We start from the raw sequence: 22628 nt of genomic DNA on the forward strand, positions 1-22628 counted from the left end.
TTTGGATTTTAAGTTAAATATAATTATATAAAAAATAGTCAGCAAAAAGCTGCTTTTATCATAAATTCTAAAAAATAATTATACCATTCAATGAAGCCGGGAAGGCTTTGACAGGTTTGAAAATCTGTTAATTCTTTTCGGCTTTTTGTTTTTGTAAATATATAAGGTGGCTATCATGGATGCAGCCGAAGCATTGAGATCTATACGGTTTGATTTGCTTGAATATATTCAGGAAAAAGTAATTGTAGATTTCGACAATGACGGCAGACTGCCTGTTGAATTTGCCCGCAAAAGAAAAAAACATAATAATAATAAGGTGATCGGTTTTTTCAGAACACGGTCAAACCTGCCCATCAATGCCTTTTTGGTAAAAACCGGGGATGAAGAGGTTTATTTCCTCTATTTTCATTTTATGGATAGTATCTCTAGAAGTCCTTTTAATATCGGCTGTTGGGTTTTGAGTTTCAGGATCTTGCATGATCACGAATTGATGGCCTTATATAGGAGGGAAAGAAAAATGCTGCTTAATATGACCCTTAAAAGAGTGGTTGATTTTCATGGACATTTGTGTCCCGAGCTTGTAGTCGGAGCAAAGGTATCTGACCCCTTCTTTTTCTCACTTTTTCTTATATTATTGACTAATATAAAAAATCACGCTATGTTTGTTATAATTTAAAGAAGAAAGGAGTCCTTGTCATGCAGATGAATGTTTCAGTAACATCCGAGCTTTACGAACTTGTTCAACGCAAGGTTCAATCCGGTCTCTACGGAAATGCCAGCGAAGTAGTCCGGGATGCCCTTCGACGTATGGATGAACGTGCGATCGTTGACGCAGCCTGGGGCGAGTTGAATGACACCCTGGAAGCATCTGTTGCAAGTGGTCGAAGCCCGCACTCTGTCAGAGATATAATCTCACGGATGCGCCGCGGGAGTGACGAATGAATTCAGGTCGATATTGGTTAACTCGGTCGGCTGAGAATGATTTGACCGATATTACGAAGTACACGCTCGAAACCTGGGGCGAAAAGCAACTGGAGATTTACCGGCATCGCCTCGAAAAGCGGCTGAATTTTTTGATTGAATTCCCCGAACTGGGGAGAAACCATCCAATGCTGCGCAGCGATTTCCGATATGTGGTGGAAGGTAAACATTATATTTTCTACCGCAGTATCGATGCCGACATAGAGGTTTTGCGATTTCTGCACTGTCGTTCCGACATAATCAGCAAGCTCTCCGCCTATCTCTGACAGCCCCGATACGATGTTGTTGATCTGAGTCTCTTTTATTCTCTCCACGATTCGAAAGGGACTGAGTATAAAATTAACTTCCGGGTAGATAATTTATTTGATGAACATTACAGTCAGGCCGCCTGGAATGGTTACGGAACAAATAATTATGCTGTCTCCTGGTCAAGAACGTTCTGGGGAGGTATTACCATTAACTGGTAGGTTTTTTTTATATGAAAACAAGTTCAAGTGTAAGGAACGAGGACAAAATAAAAGGATAGTTTAAATTATTAATTTTAAAAAGGTGAAAAGATTAGAAACGGGGAGGCGGGTACATACTCGATCTTGCCGGGATTGCAATCTATAGAGCGTCAGATAATTAATTTCACAAGGCCAGAGGGAGGAAGGCGTATTGTAATACTCCGACGACCGATAACGCAGTGAAATTATTTATGTGACGGTCTATATTTTAAATCTCGTAAAGGGGACAATTAGTAGCGGACATGGAGAAAAGGGCAAAGGATTATATTTTTCTTGACAATTTGGATTTTAAGTTAAATATATATTATATAAAAAATAGTCAGCAAGAAGCTGCTTTTATCATAAATTCTAAAAAATAATTATACCATTCAATGAAGCCGGGAAGGCTTTGACAGGTTTGAAAATCTGTTAATTCTTTCCGGCTTTTTGTTTTTGTAAATATATAAGGGAGATGGAATAAAATAATTACCCATTTTGTTTGTCTTTTTGCCCGTCTTCTACGTTGTGATAACAGGCACATAGTTCAACTATGAACCTGTCATCACGCCTTGAAAACGAACAAAAATCCTGCACAAAATTTGGACAATTATTTTATTCCAACTCCCTAAGGTGGCTATCATGGATGCAGCCGAAGCATTGAGATCTATACGGTTTGATTTGCTTGAATATATTCAGGAAAAAGTAATTGTAGATTTCGACAATGACGGCAGACTGCCTGTTGAATTTGCCCGCAAAAGAAAAAAACATAATATTAATAAGGTGATCGGTTTTTTCAGAACACGGTCAAACCTGCCCATCAATGCCTTTTTGGTAAAAACCGGGGATGAAGAGGTTTATTTCCTCTATTTTCATTTTATGGATAGTATCTCTAGAAGTCCTTTTAATATCGGCTGTTGGGTTTTGAGTTTCAGGATCTTGCATGATCACGAATTGATGGCCTTATACAGGAGGGAAAGAAAAATGCTGCTTAATATGACCCTTAAAAGAGTGGTTGATTTTCATGGACATTTGTGTCCCGAGCTTGTAGTCGGAGCAAAGGTAAGCGAGTATGCCCAAAAACTTCTTCCTGGCCGCGGTTTTTCATTAATTGCGGAAAACAGCACGTCCGCAATAGACGCTATCCAGATACTGCTTGGAATTACAATAGGAAATCAGCGGCTTAAAGTCATGGACTTTGGCAAACATAACTATACTTTCACGCTAAAAGATAAACAAAAAGCTTTCATGCTCTCTTTGAAAAAGCTTCGATATAATGATGGAGACGAATACCGGATACTCTCTAATAAAATCAGAAGTTCAGAGGCGACGATTGATGAAGTCGTGGATTTCCAAAGACTTCTTGACCATCGAAGCCGGACGTTGCTTGAATTGAACTTTGATGAACTGTTTGATCTAAATGAAGTTGAGTGGAAAAAGGCGTTTGCCGAGATGCCTTCGCTATATTGCACCTGCCTGAGCTGCGGTCAGGAAGTGCTGGCTGATTTTGCCGTTGAATATCATGATAATCTTTATTGCATGCGGTGCTTTCAGCAGATCAACACCGGATGTGCAAGATGCAGCCTTCATTGAAAGGGGGTGAATTTTCATGTGCGAAGCAAGTGTATATCTTGTTAAAAATGGAAGCCAAAAGGTTATTATGGAGAATGTGGATATTATGAAACCGGAAGGCGAAAATATATATTTTGAGAATATATTTGGAGAAAAACTTGAGATAAAAGCTCGCATCAAGGAAATGAATCTGGTTGATCATCGCATTTTACTGGTTAAAAATTAAACGATTTAATCAGTGTATCAAGAAAATAAGGAGATTTTTTTATGTGTGAAGCCGATGCTTTTATCCTAAAAAACGGGAAGGAAGAGAAATTCCTGGAAAGTGTTGATCTCATAAAATGGGAAGGGGAGGATGAGATCTATCTGGTCAGTATCTTTGGCGAGCAAAAGACCCTCAAAGGCAGACTTAAACTCTATGATAATACCATAAGAAAAATTTTCTTTGAGGGAATTGAGGAAGACACCTTGCTTGATAAAGCGATGATATGACGAGGCATAGCAGGCGCCACTACTTTTGCGATTCGTGCCATGATAGACTTATATATCCTGCAGTAACTTCACGCCAGGAAATAATATGTCATGCAAACAGTAATCGACCTTTTGCCTGTGGGATTTCGCGACCCATTTTTTTTGCAGTTTCAATCCATTCATTTATAATGATATCAACATTTGAAAGTGCTTCTGAACCTATTGGCTGTAAATGCAAAATTTCTTCAACATCACTCATAGTAAAGATATGATGGTCACCTCGTATCCGTTCGTCAAATCCAAATACCTTCAGCAAATTGCATAATCCGGGAAATGGAATGTTGGCATCTGAAGCGCCTCGAAGGATTTTTATTAAAAGCTTGTCATGTGTACCCATATTAAATCCTAATTCATATTTACGATCACTTAATTTTATAGATGTATAAGAGTAGAAAGACAATACTTTTTGTTTCAAATCCTGGTTTACTGATTTTTGCCTGGAAACCTAAAAAATGTTACCATTTTAAGCAACAAGAGGTCTATATATGTAAGAACCAATTTTGCCTGGTTCCCATGCTCCAGCGTGGGAACTCCTATATGGTATGCATTCCCATAGGAATATTCAATTAAAAATTAGTAAGAATCAGGAATTAAAGGTAATTGTCTGATCAGATTAATTACTTAACTTCCTGGAATGCCAAAAATGCTTTGATTGGTACAAAATTTATCTTAAAATAACTGTAAACAGTCAACTGTTAACCATGAACAGTTACCAGTATCGAATGGTCAAATAAAATATGCATGCTGTAAAATTGATTATCAGCGTTTGCCTGATTTTTTTCTATTTCATGTTGAGTATCGCATGGGGTCAACAAGGTGAAAAGACGGCGGATATAACAGGAAAGACATTAACCCTGGAAGATTGTATAAGAATTGCAGTTGAGCAGCATCCTGACATCAGGTCAAAGATGGCTGAGGCAAAAGCCGGCAAATTAAGAGTAAGACAGTCTTTTTCCAGCTTTCTCCCTGAGCTCGATTTCTCTTCCGGTTATTCAAAATCAGGATTCGACAGGACTCAGGGCCTTACCGGCGTCAATTCCAGAAATAATTATACTGTCGGTTTTTCTCTTTCCCAGAATATTTTTGACTTTGGCCGGTCTCTTTCCAGTTGGAGAATGAGCAAGAATGAGGCCGAGGCGGTAGCATACGTATTGAATACCACCGGCCAGGAAAAAGTATATCAGGTAATAGAGGCATTTTACGATCATCTCAAGGCATTGAAACTGAAAAAAGTCAACCAGGAATCATTTGCTCTGGCAGAATTTTATCTGAAGCAGATAAGGGGATTTTATAAGACCGGCACCAGGCCGAAAATTGATGTAGCCCGGGCAGAGGTGGATCTGTCAAAGGCAAAGGTAGAGCTTATCAAGGCAAAAAACGGGGTAAGACTTTCCGTGGTCGGCCTGAATAATGCAATGGGGATCGGGATTGACGGGCCGGAATTTTATCAAATAAAGGATGAGCCGGAGTTTGTAAAACAGGATTATAATATAGATGACCTGTTTTTCCTTGCCTGCCGGAACAGACCGGAGCTTTTTGAACTTAATGCCGGACTGAGGGCCGGTGAGCAAAAAATAAAGTTTTTCAAAAGTGAATACCTCCCCAAAATTTCCGGCAAAATGTCTTATGACTGGAAAGGCGATTCATCCCCCCCGGACAGGGAATGGCGGGCCGGGATAACCCTGAATGTACCGTTATTCAGCGGTCTTGATACTTCGTATAAATTAAAGGAGGCCCGCGAAAATCTGATAAGCTTGAAAAGCAGGATTGACAGCTTGAAATTAAAAATAAAAAAAGAAGTGGAGCAGGGGGTTCTAAACCTGAAAGAGGCGGAAGAAAGAGTAATTGCCACAAAATCGGCCGTTAAACAGGCAAAAGAAAACCTGAAGCTGGCCGAAGGGAGATATAAGGTAGGACTTGCAACAATTATCGACCTGACTGATGCGCGGGTACTCTTTCTTGAATCTAATACCGATTCGATAACGGCATTATATGATTACAAGATTGGAGAGGCAACAATTAAAAAGGCTGTCGGAACCATCCCCTTTAAGATTAAAATCAGGACTGAAAATTGAAAAAAAGCATTATTATCAGTATTTCGTTTTTTATTATTACAGCAATATTTTTGGGCGTTTATATACATTTAAAATCAGAGGATCGCTTTACCTTCAAGACCATGAAAGTGGTAAAAGGAGATATTGCGCAGACTATATCTGCCACCGGAACGGTGAATCCTGTAATAATTGTAAATGTAGGAGCCCAGGTAACAGGCAAGGTCTTGAAACTATTTGCCGATTATAATTCTATTGTCAAAAAGGGAGATATAGTCGCAAAGATAGACCCGGAACTGTATCAAAGTGATATAGAGGAAGGAAACGCGAGATTAAAGACTGCCCTGGCAAATCTGGAAAGTATTTCTAAAAATATAAGTTATGCTGAAGCAAAGGTCAAAAACGCGGGCGCTGAAATAAAAAAGGAGACGGCCGGTCTTGCCTATGCCCAAAAAGAGTATAAAAGATATGTTGAACTCTTTCAAAAAGACCTTGTATCAGCAAGCGAAAGAGATCAAAAAGAATTGGCATATAAAGAAGCGCTTGCCCGGCTTGAGAGCGCAAATGCCGAACTGAACGGCCAAAAAGCAAACCTCTCTTCCAAAAAGGCTGATTACGAGGCATCCTTTTCTCAGGTTAAAAGCGCGGAGGCGGCTCTGGACAGGGATAAAACCAATCTCGATTACACAATTATCAGATCCCCGGTGGATGGGACAGTCGTGTCAAGAGAGGTGGATGAAGGCCAGACCCTGACCGCCAGGATGCAGACTCCCCTCCTTTTCAAGATAGCGGAGGATTTAACCAAAATGCAGGTCAATGCCAGTATTGACGAGGCCGACATCGGCCGCATCAAGGCAGGGCAGCAGGCATTATTTACAGTCGATGCTTTTCCATATACCATATTTGAAGGAATTCTGAAGCAGGTGAGAATAGCCCCCATAATAGTGCAGAATGTGGTTACCTATGACGTTATAATAGAAGTTGAAAACAGGGAACTAAAGCTGAAGCCCGGAATGACGGCCAATGTAACCATAATGGTTGAGCATGAGAGCAATGTTATCAAAATACCGAATGAGGCCTTGAGATTTATCCCGCCTGGAAATTTAAAACCGGAAGATAGAAAACCAAAAGATAGAAAACCAGGCAAAAAGGCCGGGAAAAAGCCTGGAAGCAAGCATTCAAGATATGTATGGCGGATGAACAAAAATGGAAGCCTGGAGTCTGTTGCGATAAAAACCGGAATATCGGATGGAGAATATACCGGACTTGTCCGGGGGGCTGTGCAGGAAGGAGATGCACTGGCGACAGGGGCGCTGGACAAAAACGGCAAACCGGTTATATCCAAAAAAGCGGGGGCGTTACCTGGAGCCGGGCCTCCACTTAAAGTCAGATTCAGAGGATTTCGTCCATAAATGCCGGACAGGAATAAACAGATTGTTGTAAAAGACCTTTGCAAAACCTATTTTCTTGGCGGTGTTGAGGTCTCAGCAATTAAAGGGATATCTCTTGCTGTCTCAGGCGGTGAGTTTATCGCCCTGATGGGCGCTTCAGGTTCCGGAAAATCTTCGCTTATGAACATACTCGGATGCCTTGACAGGCCCACTGCGGGAATGTACATGCTGGAAGATGTTGATGTGGGGCATCTGACACGGGATGAAATGGCAGGAATCCGAAACAAAAAAATAGGCTTTGTATTTCAAAACTTCAATCTTCTCCCCCGGACAACAGCCCTGGAGAATGTGGAGCTGCCTCTTTATTACATGGAAAACATATCCTCAAGGCAGAGGCAGGAGTCGGCAAAAGAGATGCTCAAAATGGTCGGCCTGCAAGGAAGGGAAAAACACCATCCCAGCCAGCTTTCAGGGGGAGAGCAGCAGCGGGTGGCCATAGCAAGAGCGCTGGTAAACAAACCCTCCATCATCATGGCGGATGAACCTACAGGCAACCTGGACAGCAGGACCGGCGGAGAAATCATGGAGATTTTTCAAAACCTGAATCAAAATCTAAAAAAAACCATTATCTTTGTTACCCATGACCAGGATACCGCCTGTTTTGCTGAAAGGCGGATCAAATTAAAAGATGGTGTAATCATTGAGGATAATTCCTTAAACAAGGTGAATTCATGAATCTCATTGCCGGCCTTAAGATCTCCTGCCGGGCCTTGTTGAGAAACAAGATCCGGTCATTATTGACCATGCTCGGCATCATCATCGGGGTGAGCGCTGTAATTGTCATGGTCGGAATAGGTCAGGGGGCAAGGATCAGTATCACGGACAAGATTGCCGGAATGGGCAGTAATATGCTTCATGTCGAGCCGGGCAGTCTGACCCGGGGAGGGATCAGGGGCGGAAGGGGAACTATAAATACCCTTGTGCCGGAAGATGCCCTGGCCATAGTTGAAAAATGCCCCTCGGTGGCATTGGCGTCTCCGGCAGCACGTATTACTGCCCAGGTGGTTTATGGGAACCTGAACTGGTCCACCCGCGTCCAGGGCACAACTCCTGATTATATGACTATCAGGAAATGGGAAAAGGCATCAGGAAATTTTTTTTACGATACGGATGTGAGGTACGCAACCAAAGTAGCGATAATTGGAAAAACAGTGGCCGAAAACCTGTTTCAACTAACATCTCCCATTGGAGAAATTATCAGGATAAAACGGGTTCCCTTTAAGGTGATCGGTCTTTTAAAGGAAAAGGGGCAATCAGCTCTTGGAACTGACCAGGATGATGTAATTCTGGTCCCTTTTACAACCGCCAAAAAGCGGCTCTTCGGCAAGCACAGCCGACTGGGGAGGATCGTTATTTCAGCTAAAGACGAAACGCTGATGAAGAGCGCCCAGGAGGAGATCACCCTGCTCTTGCGCGAAAGGCATCGCATCAGGGGAGGAAAAGATGATGATTTTATCATCAGGAATATGGCCGACATCCAGGATGCCGCTGCATCCAGCATGAAGATAATGACCATTGTCCTGGCAAGTATCGCTTCGGTCTCCCTTGTTGTCGGCGGAATAGGGATAATGAACATAATGCTCGTCTCGGTAACTGAACGAACCAGGGAGATCGGGATCAGGATGGCGGTGGGGGCAAGGACCAGGGACATTCTTTTTCAGTTCCTGATCGAGTCCCTGGTACTCTGCTCGGCCGGCGGTATTCTGGGTATTCTTTCAGGGGTTACCGTATCGGAACTTATATCGATATTTGCAAAATGGCCCTCGGTGGTCTCTATTCAATCAATATTTTTATCCTTCTTTTTTTCCATGATGATTGGCGTGATATTCGGCCTGTATCCGGCGAGAAAGGCCTCTATGCTGAATCCGATAGAGGCGCTGAGATATGAATAGAAAAAGGTGAGGGCACGCGGGTCAGTATTGAAACCGTGAGATCTAAGAGAAAATTCTGGTTGTTTCTTGCAGTACGGAAGTAGTATAATATTAATAATATAGGAATTTTCATTTTTTGATCAATATTATTAATAGGTTAGATGGCATTAGGGGCAATCCTTGTGTTCGCCCTAATCAGGGCGATTACAAGGATCGTCCCTACAAAAAACAATATATTTACAGCCTGAAAGCTCGCCCGAATGGCGCTAATTCAAAAAGAAGGGAGGAATATAAAGATGCGATTTTTCAACACAGCAGGCCCTGTTAATTGCGATGACCATTACTCTCTTTCTCCGCTTGATCGGTTTGATCTGGAAGAAATTCTCTCCTTGATTGCGCAAAAGAAATATTTTGTTCTCCATGCCCCAAGACAAACCGGCAAAACAACCTGCCTGCTGGCATTAATGGATTATCTGAACAAAAAAGGAGAATATAAGTGCCTCTACATCAATGTGGAATCAGCCCAGGGTGCAAGGGAGAATGTGTACAGGGGGATCCAGGCGATCTTCAGCGAGCTTGCTGATGGGGCTCAACTCTTTTTGAAAGATGATTTTCTCGAGAAGATTTTTGCTCAAGTCCTGGAGGAGAGAGGGGAGGATCATGCCCTTAACAGCCTTTTGAGGCAATGGTGTGAAAGGAGTGAAAAACCGGTTATCCTTCTTATTGATGAAATTGATAGTCTGGTAGGAGATACTCTCATTTCAGTTCTTCGACAGATTCGTTCGGGATATATCAAACGTCCTCATGCCTTTCCTCAATCTATTATACTATGCGGTATCAGGGATGTCCGTGATTACAGGATTCATTCGTCACGAGAAAAAGTGATAATCACAGGCGGAAGCGCCTTTAACATAAAGGCCAAATCTCTTCGTTTGGATAATTTCACCAAAAATGAAATCAGAAACTTATATAACCAGCATACAGTGGAAACAGGCCAGAAGTTTGAATCCGGATGTATTGATTTTATCTGGGAGCTTACCTCCGGGCAACCCTGGCTCGTAAATGCACTCGGTTATGAAGTTTGCTTTGAAATGAAAAATGGCCGGGATCGAAAAAATCATATCACATCTTCCATGATTGAGCAGGCAAAGGAAAACATTATCATAAGACGTGAAACACATATTGATCAGCTTACGGACAAGCTGAAAGAAAATCGCGTCAAACGGGTTGTAGAGCCGATTTTAACAGGCAAAAGAGTAGAAACAGGATTCTGTTCCGATGATGTTCAATATGTGGTTGACCTTGGTCTGATATCCCTTGAGCAAAATGGCGAGCTTAATATAGCCAACAGGATATATCATGAAGTAATTCCAAGGGAACTCACCTGGAACGCTCAAATGGGGATTCAGGAGAAAACCGCCTGGTATATTACCCCTTATGGTTTGCTTGATATGAATAAGCTTTTATCCTCTTTTCAGGAATTTTTCCGTGAGCATTCAGAGCATTGGATAGAAAGGTTTCAGTACAAGGAGGCCGGGCCACAGCTTTTGCTTCAGGCATTTCTGCAAAGGATAGTAAACAGCGGAGGAAGAGTTGAACGGGAATACGGATTGGGCCGGATGAGAACGGATCTCCTTGTGATATGGCCGGTAAAAGCTCAAAGCCTTGAGGCAAAAGAAACACAAAAAATAGTTATTGAACTTAAAGTATTACACAAGAGCCTTGAGGCGACTATAAAAGATGGCGCTTTTCAAACCGCTGAATATATGGATCGATGCGGAACATCGGATGGTCATCTGGTTATATTTGATAAAAGAAAAGATATAAGTTGGGATAAAAAGATATTTCGGCGTTCAGAAATATATAAAGACAAAGAAATTGTTGTATGGGGTATGTAGTCCATTATCATGAAAAACAATTTTATCAACCAGGTGAATGTGTTATTAATTTTTTTATTTGCTGATTATAATTCTATTGTCAAAAAGGGAGATATAGTCGCAAAAATAGAACCGGAACTGTATAAAAGTGATTTGGAAGAAGGAAACGCGAGATTAAAGACTGCCCTGGCAAACTAGGAAAAAACAGGCTTGCGGGTCCTGAGCGACGGCGCCAAATACTGGTGCAAGCCCAGAAATTGTGTGCCAAAAAGGGCTTTGCCGGAACAACTCTGGATGAAATCGCCCGGGAGGCAGGGGTGAGCCGGGCCCTGATTGTTCAGCATTTTGGAGGAATACATCTCAAAAAGAATCGAGGAGGGTGTTTTTATAGAGATTAATCCATACCATGCAGCGGTTGGTTTTGGAGCCATGTTAACCCAACTGCTGCTTCAGGAGGTAACTGTCGAGGATATTCCTGACAGAAATACGTTCATGTCCACCATTGAAACCATGATTCAATTGTTGGTTAATGGTCTTAAAAAATAAATTTTTTATCAGTTCTAATGAACCTTATGGAAGGAGGAAGGATGATCATTTATTCAGAAGACTATAAAAAACTAATAAGGTTTCATGGGCATTCTTGTCCCGGGCTTGCTATTGGTTATCGGGTAGTCGAGGTAGCAATTGAAAAAGGTGGTTTTAAAAAAGCCAGAAATGAGGAATTGATTGCCATTGTAGAAAATAACTCCTGTAGTGTCGATGCTATCCAGTTCTTTCTGAGCTGTACATTTGGAAAAGGGAATCTCCTTTTTAAGGATTACGGAAAGCAGGTTTTCACCTTTGTAGAGAGAACCACAGGAAAGGGCCTGAGAGTGAGTTTGCGCCCGGGAATATGGAACAGTTTTTTGAACATTTAAGGTTTTCGGTGTTGGGAGAATGGTACATTGTGGGAGAATTTAGAGGGAACGAGGTTCTTTCTACCCAGGGGACATTGGGAGATATCAAGGGAAGGCCTGACGAAAATGATCTTTTGAATGTGGAGACAAAAGTAAAAAATCTTCTCCAAAAGATAAAATCGGTTGGGGAGAACAAATATCCATCTGAATTTACACCAAATGCCCTAAAATTTATGTCAGAAAATACTGATTTTCTCGGCGCGTTTAAAAAGCTAAAGGAAATTCAGGGGAAAACAAGTTCTCTCGAGGATGGAACAAAAGCGCTTATAGGGATAGCTCTTTCATCCGCTTATAAGGGCTCGCTCAAAAATAACTTTACATTTTAAGCGCCGATGCATCCCACCTGGCTACGTTCCGAAAACGCAGAAATATCTTGATATTCCTGCGTTTTCGCGCCTTGCCAGCCAAGCGCCTCAACACTTAAAATTGCTAATTTATTTTTGAGCGAACCCTAAGTGCAGAGATTGCTTAAAGTTTCATATTTTGGAAGCATTGGAGAGAGGAATGACTGAAGTGGAGATAAAAGACGCTTTATTTGCCGGAGGGATTATTGGAGGCACCCCATTTTTTTCCTTTGCTTTTGATGTGTTGAAAGAACTTGATCTTATAGAGAATTGAAATGGAATATTTAGACAATCAAGGAGGAATTTATGGAACTAAAACCGGAAATGTTTAAAAGATTTTTGCCGTTGCCCGTTACACTCATCACCACCGTTGACCAGAAAGGTATACCCAATGCTGCTCCTTACAGTTGCGTAATGCCAATACTGAGGCCACTTGATCTTATTGCTCTGGCTTCGGCCCTGCCTCGCGATACGTTGAGAAACATCCGGGAAACAAATGAGTTTGTGGTCAATGTGATAGGAAATCCTTCTTTTAGAAAAGCGATTAAGTGTGCTAAAAGCTACCCGCCGGAGATCAATGAACTTGAGGAGGTGGATCTCGAAACTATTTCTTCAAAGAAGGTATCTCCTCCTCGGGTTAAAGACGCTATTGGCTGGATTGAGGCGAGGGTGGAAAAGGAAGTCACTGGAGAGAGATATTCTCTTATCATTGGAAAAGTACTCTGCTCAGAGATAAACGACCTCTATTTAGATGGGGAAAGACTTATCGACCCCCCCATGGTATTGCTTATCCCCGATTTCAGGTTAATAGGAGAAAGGGTGGCAAAAAGGGAAGAATTTGAGGAAGAAACCGCTTCGATAAAGTTTTAAAGGATTCTTTCCATCTTAGCCTTGAACATAAACTTGAAACTAATCCAGATAGATAAAGCTATAAATATGGTTGAAAAATCTCCTGTATTTGAAAAAATTTATAGAGAATATTTGGCTCAGGTTGCCATGATAGATTTTAAATCTAAAACTGAAAAACTTGGAGTGCAGATAAATGGAGATGAAGTTATAATCCCTTTTTTTGGCAGACCACACAAAGTCTCTGCAAATGGCATTATTGATCCATACGGAAATAAGCCGAATCACTCTGTAATTGTTGTTATTTGTAAATACCTTCTTTTATGCCCGGATGATTACCCAAAGGAGGACGATTGGGTTTCTTATAAAAATTTCAGAGATGCAGCCCCTTTTGTGGGTGGATTTGTGAATAACGTAGAGGCTCCAATCGCCAGGAATTTTGCATGCAGGCTTGATGAACTTGAGCAAGCGTGTAAAGGGCTTGGGGGCCGCCCTGCCGGTATTGAGCTTCCCTATCAGCTCTCAATAAAGTTTTCCCCTCTACCGAAAGTTCCAATCCTTTTGCTTTTCAACGATGAAGATGACGAATTTCCGGCCCAATGCTCTGTGCTTTTTGAAAGACGTGCAGAAAATTATCTTGATATGGAATGTCTGGCTATCGTTGGAATGCTTCTTTCTGACTATTTGAAGAAGGTTGGGGAGGATTTATATACTTAAACCTAACTGTTTTGATTTGACAACTTGAGCAATTTTCTTTTAACAAAGCAAGCAATCGGCTGAACTTAAGTGTTAATGCTGAAAGCGACTTTAAAAAGGAGAATAATATGAGCTTACGCGACAAATTAATCAACCTTTTCTATCAGGGAGCGACAAGCAGTAGAAAAGCCCGAACTCTCCTTACTCCAATAGGAGGCTTTTTCTTTTTTATTTTTGTGGGGCTATTTATTTTGGTTTCCTTTCAAATAGATAACATTCTGAAGCTTCCTCAGTTTCTCCATAACCCATTGAATGTAATGATATCTCTTCCTGTTCTTACTGTGGGGCTGTTCCTGGCGCTATGGTCAATTCTTCATTTTTTTAGGGTAAAAGGAACACCCGTACCTTTCAATCCGCCATCAACGTTAGTTAAAACCGGTCCCTATGCTCATGCTAGAAATCCTATGCTCACTGGTGTATTCATCTTACTGCTTGGGCTCGGGACTTTATTGAAATCTATTTCTCTTACTTTTATATTTACTCCACTTTTTATTCTGTTAAGCGTGCTGGAGTTAAAAGCAATTGAGGAGCCAGAACTCGAAAAGCGTCTTGGTAAAGAATATCTTGAATACAAGAAAGGAACGCCTATGTTTGTCCCATGGCTAAGGGCAAAGAGTAAAATGACGGAGGTAACCAAAAAATATTGGTCAAAAAATTGATTTTTAATTGTTCAAAAAACCTTAAATTACTTATCCAGGTAAAGATTTTCATTGAGCCAGGAGGTTGAGAAATGGAATGTGAGAGGTGTAAAGCTAAGATAGAAGAGGGAGAAGAAAGGGAATTGCACGGGCAGATCTTATGCGAGGATTGCTACATGGATGCCCTTTCCCAGGCGCGCGCCTGTGATCCATGGGCAGTGTACAGTGCCAAGTCCTTATTAAAAAAGGGGGCTGCTGGCCCTGAAATCAATGAGATCCAGGCGAAGATACTCAAAATATTGGAGGAGACCGGAGGGACAGAGCTAAAGGTCATCTCTGAGAAGCTTCAAATAAAACCATCGGATCTTGAAAGGGAAATTGCAGCCCTCCGACACATGGAGAAGATAAGAGGTGAACTTAAAGACGGGAAAAGAATCATCCGGCTGTGGTGATGGTCAAACAATTCCGGTTCTCCCGGAAAATGAGTGCTTGGGATTTTAAGATTGGAAGTGGATATGAACATGATATTATATGCTATTCAGAATTTGAAAATAAAAACCAGTGGCATGAGCAAATACCAGAAAGGGGGCAAGAAATGACACGATTGATCCTATTCCATACGGGATGGTGTCACATCTCATACGGGATGGTGTCACATCTTGCATAGTGAATATATGCGCTTGTATTTAGCCCGCAAATCATGCTCTTTTTGCATTCTGCCTCGCATGGATTTTAAAATGTGACTTACAGCTGAATAGGTAATACCAAACAACCGACCTGTTTCTTCGTTGGGCAGCATGCATTCTTTCCAAACCAGATAGACCAGCAAATAGCGGTCGTCCTTTATTGACTTGGATATTCTTCGTGAACGGCGGATCTCATCAAGGCCACAATTCAAAATCCCGGCTGCTTTTTCCAACACCTTTTCCGGATGAAAAATGTCCTTTCGTTCATTTCCACGAGATAACACATGATACAATCCGCCCTCATATTCTATTCGCCATGCTCTTCCCATGAGGACAAATTTATAAGAAATGCAGATCAAAATCAACTATTTTATTCACTATGCAAGATGTGACACCAGATGCTTATCCTTCTTTTTTTCCATGATGATTGGCGTGATATTCGGTCTGTATCCGGCAGGAAAGGCATCTCTGCTTAATCCGAAAAATTAATTTTTTATTGACAAAATAACGATAATATAAGTATATAAATATAAATATATAATATGAAATTATATAATCATATCACATGAAGTGGCGTATTTAAATTTATTCAACTAAAAGTTATTATTTTTAAATAATCACTTTCAGTATAAGCTGTAAAATAAAAAAGCCAGGAAGGTTTTAAAAGGTACAAATACCTTTAAAATTTTTCTGGCTTTTTTTATTTTTAAGTGAGCCCTAAGGAGCAAAAAGAATGAAGCAACGATGCAGTATTAAAAAAAGAAGGTTATCGATTATAATCACAGGGATAGTCTGGCTGTTTTTTGCATATGCAGGCCATGCGGAAGAAGAAAAGAAGAATGCTTTGATGGCTGGCGATAAAAAAAGTGATGTATATGTATTGGAAGACATTACAGTTACCGGCAAATTGATCCGTCCAACCAAACAAACGGGGGATTCTCTTTATACAGGAACATCTGTAACCAAAAAAGGAATCGAGCTTATGGGCACACCTGCCAAAACAAGCGTTTATAATGTGTTGGATATTATCCAGGGTCTTAATGTGGAAAGTAAAGACCCTTACGGGCTAAGCGGCACAGACATACGTATACGGGGGGCAAAAGGATATTATATCGGCATGACAGTTGAAGGTATTCCGAATTATGGGATCATGCCTATTGGAGCGAGAGAAGATATATATGATATGGAGAATATGGAAAGCGTCAGCCTTTATAAGGGAGCAAGCCCTGCTGATTTGGGTACAGGCTCCGGTAATAGAGGCGGCTCAATAGAATTGCAATTAAGAAGACCCGAAAATAAGGCAGGAATTGAGCTGGGTCAAAGTTTTGGTTCTAAAGACTTTGTCAGAACATTTTTAAGGATTGATTCAGGAGAATTACCAACAAAAACAAAATTTTTCGGATCATATTCTTATACAGATGCAGATAAATGGAAAGGGAAAGGGGATCTTGGGGGAAGAGATCATGTAACATTGGGACTAAATCAGCAATTTGGTGATGCGGTGAATATAGACCTGTTTTACAATTTCAATGAAAGTGAGAGACATTTTTTAAAAAATCTTAGTTACGAGCAGGCTGATCATATAAACCGTGACGATAATTTTTATCACCATTACAATAATGAACTTACGTCAGACCCTAAGAAAGATATAAATTATTATGATTACAATCGCGGAAAATTTATAAACAGAGACTTTATGTCAATTATTGATATAAATATTTCCGAAAAATTTAATTTGTCTTTGAAACCTTACTATTCCAGTGAAGACGCAAATTTTTGGGAAGGGAGAAAAGGCTTCCCGGTGATGGGATATACCCAACCAAAGAAGCCTGGTGTATTAAAGAAAATTAGAGAATTAGAACGATATGGCGTCATACCTGAAATAAATTTTGATATTTCAGGATTTGGAATAACAGCCGGTTACTGGTTTGAATCTCACGATTTAGAAAAATACGTTAAAAGATATGTCACTACTCCCTCTGGATTGGAATACAATGGGTATATGTACTATGCAAAAAATGACGGGCACGGGGAAATTCACAGTCCTTACGCCAAGGTATCTTACGAACTGAACAAATTCAAATTTCAGGCAGGGCTGAAATATTTTTATTATGAGGAGCCGGCAAGCACCGGATACACTTCAGATGCAGCGCTTAACCTGAAAGAAGACCCTGACATCAGTTTAAAAGAAACAGATTACGATGAAGTTTTGCCTACGCTTGGCATCGGCTATGAGTTTACTGAAAACACCAGAATGTATTTTAATTATGGCAGAAATTACATGAGACCTTATGCGTACGTCCCCACTACAAATCTATACGCTATGAAGAAAAAACTGTTTAAGAAGGCCAATATGACATTGCAGGATATATTTGATGATTGGGAAATGGAGACATCCGACAATTTTGACTTGAGTTTTAGATACAGTCATAAATATTTTTCCATAGCTCCTGTCTTTTTCTACAGCAAACATAATGACTTATTGGCCAGCATTGATGACCCAAGAATAATTAAAAACAATAAGCCGGTTGCTTATTATCAGAATGTCGGCGATGCCACCTCATATGGATTTGAATTGGAGCTGAATTTTTATCCATCAAAAAATTTGATTGTCTATTTTAATCCCAGTTACACGGATATGAGTTTTGACGATGACTTTAAGAGAGATGATAATATCCTGAAAATTGAAGACAACCAGATTCCCGATACCCCGGAATGGATTGTTAAGTCAGGCTTGATCTACACGATTAACAATTTTGAGATCAGCCCCACAGTCAAATGGATTGGCAGCAGATATGGCGATGCCTTGAACAAAGAAAGAATTGATGATTATGCGGTTGTTGACTTGAATTTCGGATATAGAATAGATGATTTTGGGGGATTAAGAGAAGCAAAGGTTGGCCTTGAACTGAGTAATTTATTTGATGAAAGATACGTTGGCGCAATTGAAGCAAGTGATACCGGAACAGGTGCAGACTACTTTGCCGGATCGCCTTTTACGGCGATATTCACAGTAAGCGGAAAGTTTTAGATGACGTGGTTTTAAAAATTAAATAAAATTTTGACATCCTTCATATCACTTCAAAAGTACTTTACACTTTTTTTAACAAATAAACCTATCTGTGTTTATCTGTGTGCATCTATGTTCCATTGTTGTTTCAAAAGTGTCAAGAACAAATAAAGGATGCCAAAATTTTCATGATTTCTTAAAAAAGGAGAACAAAAATGAAAACAGAAAAAGAGAAAAGAAGATGGTTGCAAGGGTATATATTAATCCTTTCATTGTTAATATTTGCGCCACAGGCAAACGCGCACGACCTGTGGTTGGGGCTTGATCATTATGATCAAAAGGTTGGAGATACCGCAAAGGTCTTTTTGCATATGGGACACTCCCTTCCCTTTTCCGATTTTTCAAGGCCTGAAAAAATGAAGGACTTTTTTTATCTGGAGCCGACCGGAAAAAAGAAAAATTTTATATTAAAAAAATATGATCCAGAATCCTTTTTTAATGAGGTGGGAGTCGATTTGAACATCCGCAAAGAGGGGACTTATCTTGCTGTTGCGGCCATGAAGCCTATATTTGTCAGCAAAACTACGGAAGGCAAGAAAAGAAAAAGTAAAAAAGAGCTTTCAAACGCGATATCTTGCCGGCACGTGGAATTTTTTACCAAAGCAATTTTTTATGCGGGAAAGCCGGGCGGCTCCGCCTATAACAAAGTTTTGGGACATGCCATTGAAATGATTCCGCAAAAAGATCCCTGCCTGCTTAAAGCCGGCGATTATTTTCCGCTAAAAGTGCTTTTTAAGGGAAAACCCCTGGCAGGGGAGCTTGTTTATGCCACTTATGTCGGGTTTTCAACAAGGGCGGAATACCCGTTCACTGCCAAAACAGACACGGATGGAATAGTGAACATCCGTATCACACAGCCGGGTATCTGGTGGGTAAAAATTCCGTTAAAAAAAGTGCGCGAAGAGACATCAGAGTGTGATGTTGATCAATATGCCGCCATTTTGACCTTTGAGGTAAAATAATTTCAGGAGAAAAATGATTAAGTCAAAATTTATAGCAGTTTTACTTTTTGCGATATTTATCTTTGTTTATTCTTTGGCGCCTCCGGCTCATGCAAAAGAGGAGGGAAAACTTTACGTAATAGGGATGGGGCCGTCAGGGCCTGATCTCACGGCCCCAAGGGGGCTGGCGGTTCTTGAAAAGGCGGATATTTTTTTATGTCCGCCTTATATTCAGAAAAATTTTCCACAGTATATCAATCCCGCAAAAGTTGCTTTCGACCCCTGGAAAGGCATTCATGACGAAGAAGCAATAAAGCTGCGTAAAACCGATCACGGCAAATGGCTGCAAAGGGTGGAAAAACGAAAGAAAAAGGTTTTCAACTTTGTAATGGATGCCATTAACAAGAAAAAAACCGTGGTTATGCTGGACAGCGGAGACCCTTGTGTTTACGGCCCCTCCCTTTACTGGCTCTTAAAAGGGTTTGATTATCAATATCTTGAAGTGATTCCCGGAATAAGCGCATTTAATGCGGCAAGCGCCGCCCTGAAAAAACCGATGATAGGGGAAGGGATTAACTTTGTCATGCTTACCGCTCCCCACTCCATATTCGGAAGATCATTTGAAAAGGGCGATGAGCTTTTAAAGGATCTTTCCAAATATAATGTTACCATGGTTTTTTACATGGCCATTTCATCAATGGACAGGCTTGTGGAAAAATTCAGCAAATATTATCCGGCTGAGCTTCCCATGGCTATTGTCTATTATGCGGGGTATTCGGAAAAAGAAAAGGTTTTAAAGAGCTCATTGGGCAAGATTTTGGATGATCTGAAAAAGACTGATGAAAAATGGATGGGGCTTTTGATAATCGGCAAGGCCGTTAAATAAAGCAATGGCTTGAAATGTTTAAATTTTTTACGAGAATACAGTTTGTAAAATTTCCAGGAAAACAAGCAGGTCTTTTTATTATCTTGTTTTTTTTCCTCTTCCCGTGTTTTGCGCATTCACACACTTATAAAATTTCCGTTATTGTTGATACTGACGCTGCTCTTGATGATATTCGGGCGGTTATAATGCTGATTAATTCCGGTATGGCTGATATCCCGCTGATTGTCACATCCGACGGAGCGGCGTCACCAATGGCAGGAGCCGTAAATTTGCGCCGGCTCCTTGATCAGTTTGAGATAAATAATACAAAAATCGTTGCGGGACGGATTTTGGAAAAGAGCGCTCCGCAATGGCGCACCTTATCAGAGGATATTTGCCTGCCCGAAAAGACCAGGCGCTCTGTTTTGAATTCTGTACCGGCCAATGGCGCTCATCAGATTGCAAAATGCTTGAAAGCAGGAAATAGCGATGTGGTTTACCTGTGTCTCGGTCCGTTGACAAATCTTGCTGACGCGCTCTTGATAGAGCCTGAGATTAAAAGCAGAATATCGAGGATCATCTATTTTGGCGCTTCTCCTGAAAGCCCATATCTCGGCTGGAATACAATCAGGGATATGAACTCGGCCAGTGTAGTATTTAATTCAGGTCTGCAAATCTACTGTTTCGGTCTTCAGAATAAAAAATTGCCGCACTTTAACTCAAAACTTTATAAACAGATTGGGGCATTGAACACACCGGCTTCCAGGCTTGTAACGAGTATTCATAAAACCGCTGCCGCACAAAAGCTGCTGACTGAAAATCATTTTTACGTGTGGGACGAATTGGCGGTAATTTTCATGAACCGGCCACCTTTGTTCAAATTTATCCCGGCAGAAAAAAATCCCCTGATAATGTATCTTTCATCCTATGACAGAAAAGGTGTCCATAGCGCCTATCTGAAGCTTTTGGGATTTGCGGCTGACTCTCATATACTCTCCCGACATCCGGTGCTCTTAAAGGAGATTCCGTCTGATCCTTCTTTTTTTAGAGAGGATATCCAGCCCTTTGTAAAAAAAATTATAAAAAAACATGGTCTTGAAGAATGGAAAGCCGCTCTTTTAACAAATGAGTTTCACCGGCATCTGGGGATATATTCAATCATAGGCGCCAAGATGGGAATAAGGGCCAGAGAGATCCTGCATGCGCCTATGGACGGCATCCATGTTGTTTCAAAGGCTGGCAACAGACCGCCCTTAAGCTGCATGAATGACGGACTCCAGGTTGCAACCGGCGCCAGCCTTGGAAGGGGAGCAATCCGGATTTTAGACACAGCAGTTTTCCCTGCTGCCGAGTTTGTATATCAAGGCAGAAAATTGACATTAAAGATAAAAAAAGAAGTATCTGAAATGATAAAAAAGGATATTGACTCGGCTGTTTTAGAATTCGGCGGAGTAAATCGGGAATATTTTGTCCATATTCGAAAACTATCCATTGATTACTGGCTGGAGCTCAACCGCAAGAAGATTTTTGAAGAAATTTTAGTAAGGGATTGGTGAAGCGAAAAAGGTGTAATGTATGAAAAAAAAATTCTGTTTATTGACGATGATGAATCTCAAAGGCAAATGATTAATGATATAATTAAAAGGTTTGGATATGCTGTAAAGACTGCCGCTGATTCCGGAGAAGCGATGCAAATCCTGGAAAGTGAAAAATACTCGCTTATAATAATGGATTTAAATATGCCGGGAGTAGACGGCATGGCGTTGTGTAAACGTATCAGGAAAACCGATTCTAAATCTGTAATCTATGCATTATCAGGACATGCTGCTGAATTTAAGCCTGAAAGATTTGAGGAGATCGGGTTTAACGGTTACCTGTTTAAACCTGTAAAAATCAAGGTGCTGAAAATGGCGATAAAGGGCGCTTTTGAACGGGCAGCTATAAGAAAAGAGGAAGCAACGCTATGAAATATAAAAAATTAACGATTTATTTGTGGGCCATATTTTTTTTGCTCCCGGTTTTAGCGCGCGCTCACGGCGTAAAAGGAAAAATAAGCTCCGGCGGCATCGTAGTTACGGCCGAATACGACACAGGAGAACCTATGAGCTATGCCACGGTAAAAATTTCAGCCCCTGCCGCAAAATTAACCTTTCAGTCGGGGAGAACAGATCGAAACGGCCGATTCTGTTTTTTTCCGGATATGCCGGGAGAGTGGAAAGTCGTGGTGGATGATGAGATGGGACACAGGCTCGATGTCCCTGTTTCTGTGAATGAGGCAATGGAATTGAAAACAAATGAGCAGACAGGAAGATCATCAGGCAGCTCCTTGTCGAAATATAAAAAGGCTCTTATGGGTATCTGTATCATTTTTGGAATTTCCGGGGTTTTATTTCTATGGAGAGGAAAAAGGGAAAAGAACCCTTCCGCTTGATGAGATAGAGTATCATTATCCTCTTATTATGATCAGGAAAATTCATCTTTTAAGACCAAAAAAAGAGGAAAAATTTTATAAATACCCTTATCCCCACAGGTATTATCCGCCATGGTATTATTACCCGTATTGCCATCTGTGGTAAACGTGAGAATAGATAAAACGGTTTTCATCTGCTGCTGATAAAGACCAGGGGGAGTGGCGGATCTTTTAATGAAAAATATTATGAATATTACCGTGCTCCGGGACGTTTCTGGCTGTATAATATAACTCTTTCTT

29 protein-coding genes and 1 pseudogene are annotated in these 22628 nt (G+C 40.8%); 28 read left to right on the plus strand and 2 right to left on the minus strand.

Annotation, left to right across the window (positions count from 1 at the left end; genetic code table 11):
- The first annotated feature begins 175 nt into the window (after positions 1-175).
- From BuS5_RS08160 to BuS5_RS08185, 6 genes are all read left to right on the plus strand, one after another.
- Positions 176-676 (plus strand): hypothetical protein, encoded by a 501-nt coding sequence (locus BuS5_RS08160; protein WP_274428141.1) that lies wholly within the window; start codon positions 176-178, stop codon positions 674-676.
- A gap of 26 nt (positions 677-702) precedes the next feature.
- Positions 703-942, plus strand: a complete 240-nt coding sequence (locus BuS5_RS08165) for a type II toxin-antitoxin system ParD family antitoxin (protein WP_027355155.1) — start codon at positions 703-705, stop codon at positions 940-942.
- Entirely contained in the window at positions 939-1247 is a 309-nt protein-coding gene (locus tag BuS5_RS08170) for a type II toxin-antitoxin system RelE/ParE family toxin (protein ID WP_084446307.1), read from the plus strand. Before BuS5_RS08165 ends, BuS5_RS08170 begins: the two co-directional genes overlap by 4 nt.
- A gap of 858 nt (positions 1248-2105) precedes the next feature.
- The gene (locus BuS5_RS08175; RefSeq protein WP_274428142.1) at positions 2106-3056 is read left to right on the plus strand and encodes a formylmethanofuran dehydrogenase subunit E family protein; all 951 of its coding nucleotides are present in this window, start codon (positions 2106-2108) and stop codon (positions 3054-3056) included.
- A 16-nt stretch (positions 3057-3072) separates the two neighbouring features.
- On the plus strand, positions 3073-3261 hold the full coding sequence (locus BuS5_RS08180; protein WP_027353669.1) for a CooT family nickel-binding protein: 189 nt from the start codon (positions 3073-3075) through the stop codon (positions 3259-3261).
- Positions 3262-3302: 41 nt separating this feature from the next.
- Positions 3303-3527, plus strand: coding sequence for a CooT family nickel-binding protein (locus BuS5_RS08185; protein WP_027353668.1), 225 nt, complete (start codon positions 3303-3305; stop codon positions 3525-3527).
- A gap of 88 nt (positions 3528-3615) precedes the next feature.
- On the opposite strand, the gene BuS5_RS08190 is transcribed toward BuS5_RS08185, so the two are convergent.
- Entirely contained in the window at positions 3616-3981 is a 366-nt protein-coding gene (locus BuS5_RS08190; protein WP_232223035.1) for a hypothetical protein, read from the minus strand.
- A 322-nt stretch (positions 3982-4303) separates the two neighbouring features.
- On the opposite strand from BuS5_RS08190, the gene BuS5_RS08195 reads away from it, so the two are divergent.
- From BuS5_RS08195 to BuS5_RS08260, 15 genes and pseudogenes are all read left to right on the plus strand, one after another.
- Positions 4304-5641 (plus strand): TolC family protein, encoded by a 1338-nt coding sequence (locus BuS5_RS08195; protein ID WP_027353667.1) that lies wholly within the window; start codon positions 4304-4306, stop codon positions 5639-5641.
- Complete coding sequence (locus BuS5_RS08200; protein ID WP_051374708.1) at positions 5638-7029, plus strand: efflux RND transporter periplasmic adaptor subunit; 1392 nt, start codon at positions 5638-5640, stop codon at positions 7027-7029. The genes BuS5_RS08195 and BuS5_RS08200 overlap by 4 nt, the downstream gene beginning before the upstream one ends.
- Positions 7030-7743 carry an ABC transporter ATP-binding protein gene (locus BuS5_RS08205; protein WP_027353666.1) on the plus strand — a complete coding sequence of 238 codons (714 nt, stop codon included), beginning with the start codon at positions 7030-7032 and terminating at the stop codon, positions 7741-7743. It begins immediately after the preceding gene.
- The gene (locus BuS5_RS08210) at positions 7740-8960 is read left to right on the plus strand and encodes an ABC transporter permease (RefSeq protein WP_027353665.1); all 1221 of its coding nucleotides are present in this window, start codon (positions 7740-7742) and stop codon (positions 8958-8960) included. Before BuS5_RS08205 ends, BuS5_RS08210 begins: the two co-directional genes overlap by 4 nt.
- Before the next feature lie 275 nt (positions 8961-9235).
- Positions 9236-10837 (plus strand): ATP-binding protein, encoded by a 1602-nt coding sequence (locus BuS5_RS08215; protein ID WP_027353664.1) that lies wholly within the window; start codon positions 9236-9238, stop codon positions 10835-10837.
- 9 nt (positions 10838-10846) lie between these two features.
- Positions 10847-11014 (plus strand): hypothetical protein, encoded by a 168-nt coding sequence (locus BuS5_RS08220; protein ID WP_157487363.1) that lies wholly within the window; start codon positions 10847-10849, stop codon positions 11012-11014.
- A 44-nt stretch (positions 11015-11058) separates the two neighbouring features.
- Positions 11059-11214 (plus strand): TetR/AcrR family transcriptional regulator, encoded by a 156-nt coding sequence (locus BuS5_RS20425; RefSeq protein ID WP_198012227.1) that lies wholly within the window; start codon positions 11059-11061, stop codon positions 11212-11214.
- Positions 11150-11362: a hypothetical protein gene (locus BuS5_RS08225; protein WP_027353663.1), complete on the plus strand. Its 213-nt coding sequence runs from the start codon at positions 11150-11152 to the stop codon at positions 11360-11362. The genes BuS5_RS20425 and BuS5_RS08225 overlap by 65 nt, the downstream gene beginning before the upstream one ends.
- A gap of 41 nt (positions 11363-11403) precedes the next feature.
- Complete coding sequence (locus BuS5_RS08230) at positions 11404-11733, plus strand: FmdE family protein (RefSeq protein ID WP_051374707.1); 330 nt, start codon at positions 11404-11406, stop codon at positions 11731-11733.
- Between the two features lie 29 nt (positions 11734-11762).
- Positions 11763-12098: a hypothetical protein gene (locus BuS5_RS08235; RefSeq protein ID WP_157487362.1), complete on the plus strand. Its 336-nt coding sequence runs from the start codon at positions 11763-11765 to the stop codon at positions 12096-12098.
- Between the two features lie 139 nt (positions 12099-12237).
- Positions 12238-12390: pseudogene (locus BuS5_RS08240) on the plus strand (carboxymuconolactone decarboxylase family protein); the annotation flags it as partial.
- Positions 12391-12422: 32 nt separating this feature from the next.
- The gene (locus BuS5_RS08245; protein WP_051374706.1) at positions 12423-12986 is read left to right on the plus strand and encodes a flavin reductase family protein; all 564 of its coding nucleotides are present in this window, start codon (positions 12423-12425) and stop codon (positions 12984-12986) included.
- A gap of 33 nt (positions 12987-13019) precedes the next feature.
- On the plus strand, positions 13020-13679 hold the full coding sequence (locus tag BuS5_RS08250) for a DUF3786 domain-containing protein (RefSeq protein ID WP_232223033.1): 660 nt from the start codon (positions 13020-13022) through the stop codon (positions 13677-13679).
- 107 nt (positions 13680-13786) lie between these two features.
- On the plus strand, positions 13787-14377 hold the full coding sequence (locus BuS5_RS08255) for a methyltransferase family protein (protein WP_027353660.1): 591 nt from the start codon (positions 13787-13789) through the stop codon (positions 14375-14377).
- A 71-nt stretch (positions 14378-14448) separates the two neighbouring features.
- Positions 14449-14808 carry a hypothetical protein gene (locus tag BuS5_RS08260; protein WP_027353659.1) on the plus strand — a complete coding sequence of 120 codons (360 nt, stop codon included), beginning with the start codon at positions 14449-14451 and terminating at the stop codon, positions 14806-14808.
- Positions 14809-15008: 200 nt separating this feature from the next.
- Here BuS5_RS08260 and BuS5_RS08265 read toward each other — a convergent pair whose 3' ends face one another.
- Positions 15009-15335, minus strand: coding sequence for a hypothetical protein (locus BuS5_RS08265; RefSeq protein WP_157487361.1), 327 nt, complete (start codon positions 15333-15335; stop codon positions 15009-15011).
- Positions 15336-15775: 440 nt separating this feature from the next.
- Here BuS5_RS08265 and BuS5_RS08270 point away from each other — a divergent pair, with 440 nt between their 5' ends.
- From BuS5_RS08270 to BuS5_RS20430, 7 genes are all read left to right on the plus strand, one after another.
- Complete coding sequence (locus BuS5_RS08270; RefSeq protein ID WP_051374705.1) at positions 15776-18073, plus strand: TonB-dependent receptor; 2298 nt, start codon at positions 15776-15778, stop codon at positions 18071-18073.
- Between the two features lie 194 nt (positions 18074-18267).
- Complete coding sequence (locus tag BuS5_RS08275; protein ID WP_027353656.1) at positions 18268-19074, plus strand: DUF4198 domain-containing protein; 807 nt, start codon at positions 18268-18270, stop codon at positions 19072-19074.
- 13 nt (positions 19075-19087) lie between these two features.
- A complete protein-coding gene (locus BuS5_RS08280; RefSeq protein WP_027353655.1) occupies positions 19088-19939 on the plus strand; it encodes an SAM-dependent methyltransferase in 852 nt (283 codons plus the stop codon).
- A gap of 14 nt (positions 19940-19953) precedes the next feature.
- A complete protein-coding gene (locus tag BuS5_RS08285; protein WP_027353654.1) occupies positions 19954-21474 on the plus strand; it encodes a nucleoside hydrolase in 1521 nt (506 codons plus the stop codon).
- Positions 21475-21489: 15 nt separating this feature from the next.
- On the plus strand, positions 21490-21885 hold the full coding sequence (locus tag BuS5_RS08290; RefSeq protein ID WP_027353653.1) for a response regulator: 396 nt from the start codon (positions 21490-21492) through the stop codon (positions 21883-21885).
- Positions 21882-22349, plus strand: coding sequence for a carboxypeptidase-like regulatory domain-containing protein (locus tag BuS5_RS08295; protein WP_051374704.1), 468 nt, complete (start codon positions 21882-21884; stop codon positions 22347-22349). The genes BuS5_RS08290 and BuS5_RS08295 overlap by 4 nt, the downstream gene beginning before the upstream one ends.
- Positions 22288-22494, plus strand: coding sequence for a Slp family lipoprotein (locus BuS5_RS20430; protein WP_198012225.1), 207 nt, complete (start codon positions 22288-22290; stop codon positions 22492-22494). Before BuS5_RS08295 ends, BuS5_RS20430 begins: the two co-directional genes overlap by 62 nt.
- Positions 22495-22628 lie beyond the last annotated feature (134 nt).

The organism is Desulfosarcina sp. BuS5 (assembly GCF_028752835.1).
Classification (GTDB): Bacteria; Desulfobacterota; Desulfobacteria; order Desulfobacterales; family BuS5; genus BuS5.

Coding starts and splice junctions, on each gene's coding strand:
- BuS5_RS08210 (WP_027353665.1), top strand. CDS start 7,740: ATGAATCTCATTGCCGGCCTTAAGATCTCCTGCCGGGCCTTGTTGAGA.
- BuS5_RS08255 (WP_027353660.1), top strand. CDS start 13,787: ATGAGCTTACGCGACAAATTAATCAACCTTTTCTATCAGGGAGCGACA.
- BuS5_RS08180 (WP_027353669.1), top strand. CDS start 3,073: ATGTGCGAAGCAAGTGTATATCTTGTTAAAAATGGAAGCCAAAAGGTT.
- BuS5_RS08275 (WP_027353656.1), top strand. CDS start 18,268: ATGAAAACAGAAAAAGAGAAAAGAAGATGGTTGCAAGGGTATATATTA.
- BuS5_RS08260 (WP_027353659.1), top strand. CDS start 14,449: ATGGAATGTGAGAGGTGTAAAGCTAAGATAGAAGAGGGAGAAGAAAGG.
- BuS5_RS08280 (WP_027353655.1), top strand. CDS start 19,088: ATGATTAAGTCAAAATTTATAGCAGTTTTACTTTTTGCGATATTTATC.
- BuS5_RS08185 (WP_027353668.1), top strand. CDS start 3,303: ATGTGTGAAGCCGATGCTTTTATCCTAAAAAACGGGAAGGAAGAGAAA.
- BuS5_RS08165 (WP_027355155.1), top strand. CDS start 703: ATGAATGTTTCAGTAACATCCGAGCTTTACGAACTTGTTCAACGCAAG.
- BuS5_RS08245 (WP_051374706.1), top strand. CDS start 12,423: ATGGAACTAAAACCGGAAATGTTTAAAAGATTTTTGCCGTTGCCCGTT.
- BuS5_RS08220 (WP_157487363.1), top strand. CDS start 10,847: ATGAAAAACAATTTTATCAACCAGGTGAATGTGTTATTAATTTTTTTA.
- BuS5_RS08205 (WP_027353666.1), top strand. CDS start 7,030: ATGCCGGACAGGAATAAACAGATTGTTGTAAAAGACCTTTGCAAAACC.
- BuS5_RS08230 (WP_051374707.1), top strand. CDS start 11,404: ATGATCATTTATTCAGAAGACTATAAAAAACTAATAAGGTTTCATGGG.
- BuS5_RS08285 (WP_027353654.1), top strand. CDS start 19,954: ATGTTTAAATTTTTTACGAGAATACAGTTTGTAAAATTTCCAGGAAAA.
- BuS5_RS08195 (WP_027353667.1), top strand. CDS start 4,304: ATGCATGCTGTAAAATTGATTATCAGCGTTTGCCTGATTTTTTTCTAT.
- BuS5_RS08175 (WP_274428142.1), top strand. CDS start 2,106: ATGGATGCAGCCGAAGCATTGAGATCTATACGGTTTGATTTGCTTGAA.
- BuS5_RS08215 (WP_027353664.1), top strand. CDS start 9,236: ATGCGATTTTTCAACACAGCAGGCCCTGTTAATTGCGATGACCATTAC.
- BuS5_RS08170 (WP_084446307.1), top strand. CDS start 939: ATGAATTCAGGTCGATATTGGTTAACTCGGTCGGCTGAGAATGATTTG.
- BuS5_RS08290 (WP_027353653.1), top strand. CDS start 21,490: ATGTATGAAAAAAAAATTCTGTTTATTGACGATGATGAATCTCAAAGG.
- BuS5_RS08160 (WP_274428141.1), top strand. CDS start 176: ATGGATGCAGCCGAAGCATTGAGATCTATACGGTTTGATTTGCTTGAA.
- BuS5_RS08270 (WP_051374705.1), top strand. CDS start 15,776: ATGAAGCAACGATGCAGTATTAAAAAAAGAAGGTTATCGATTATAATC.
- BuS5_RS08295 (WP_051374704.1), top strand. CDS start 21,882: ATGAAATATAAAAAATTAACGATTTATTTGTGGGCCATATTTTTTTTG.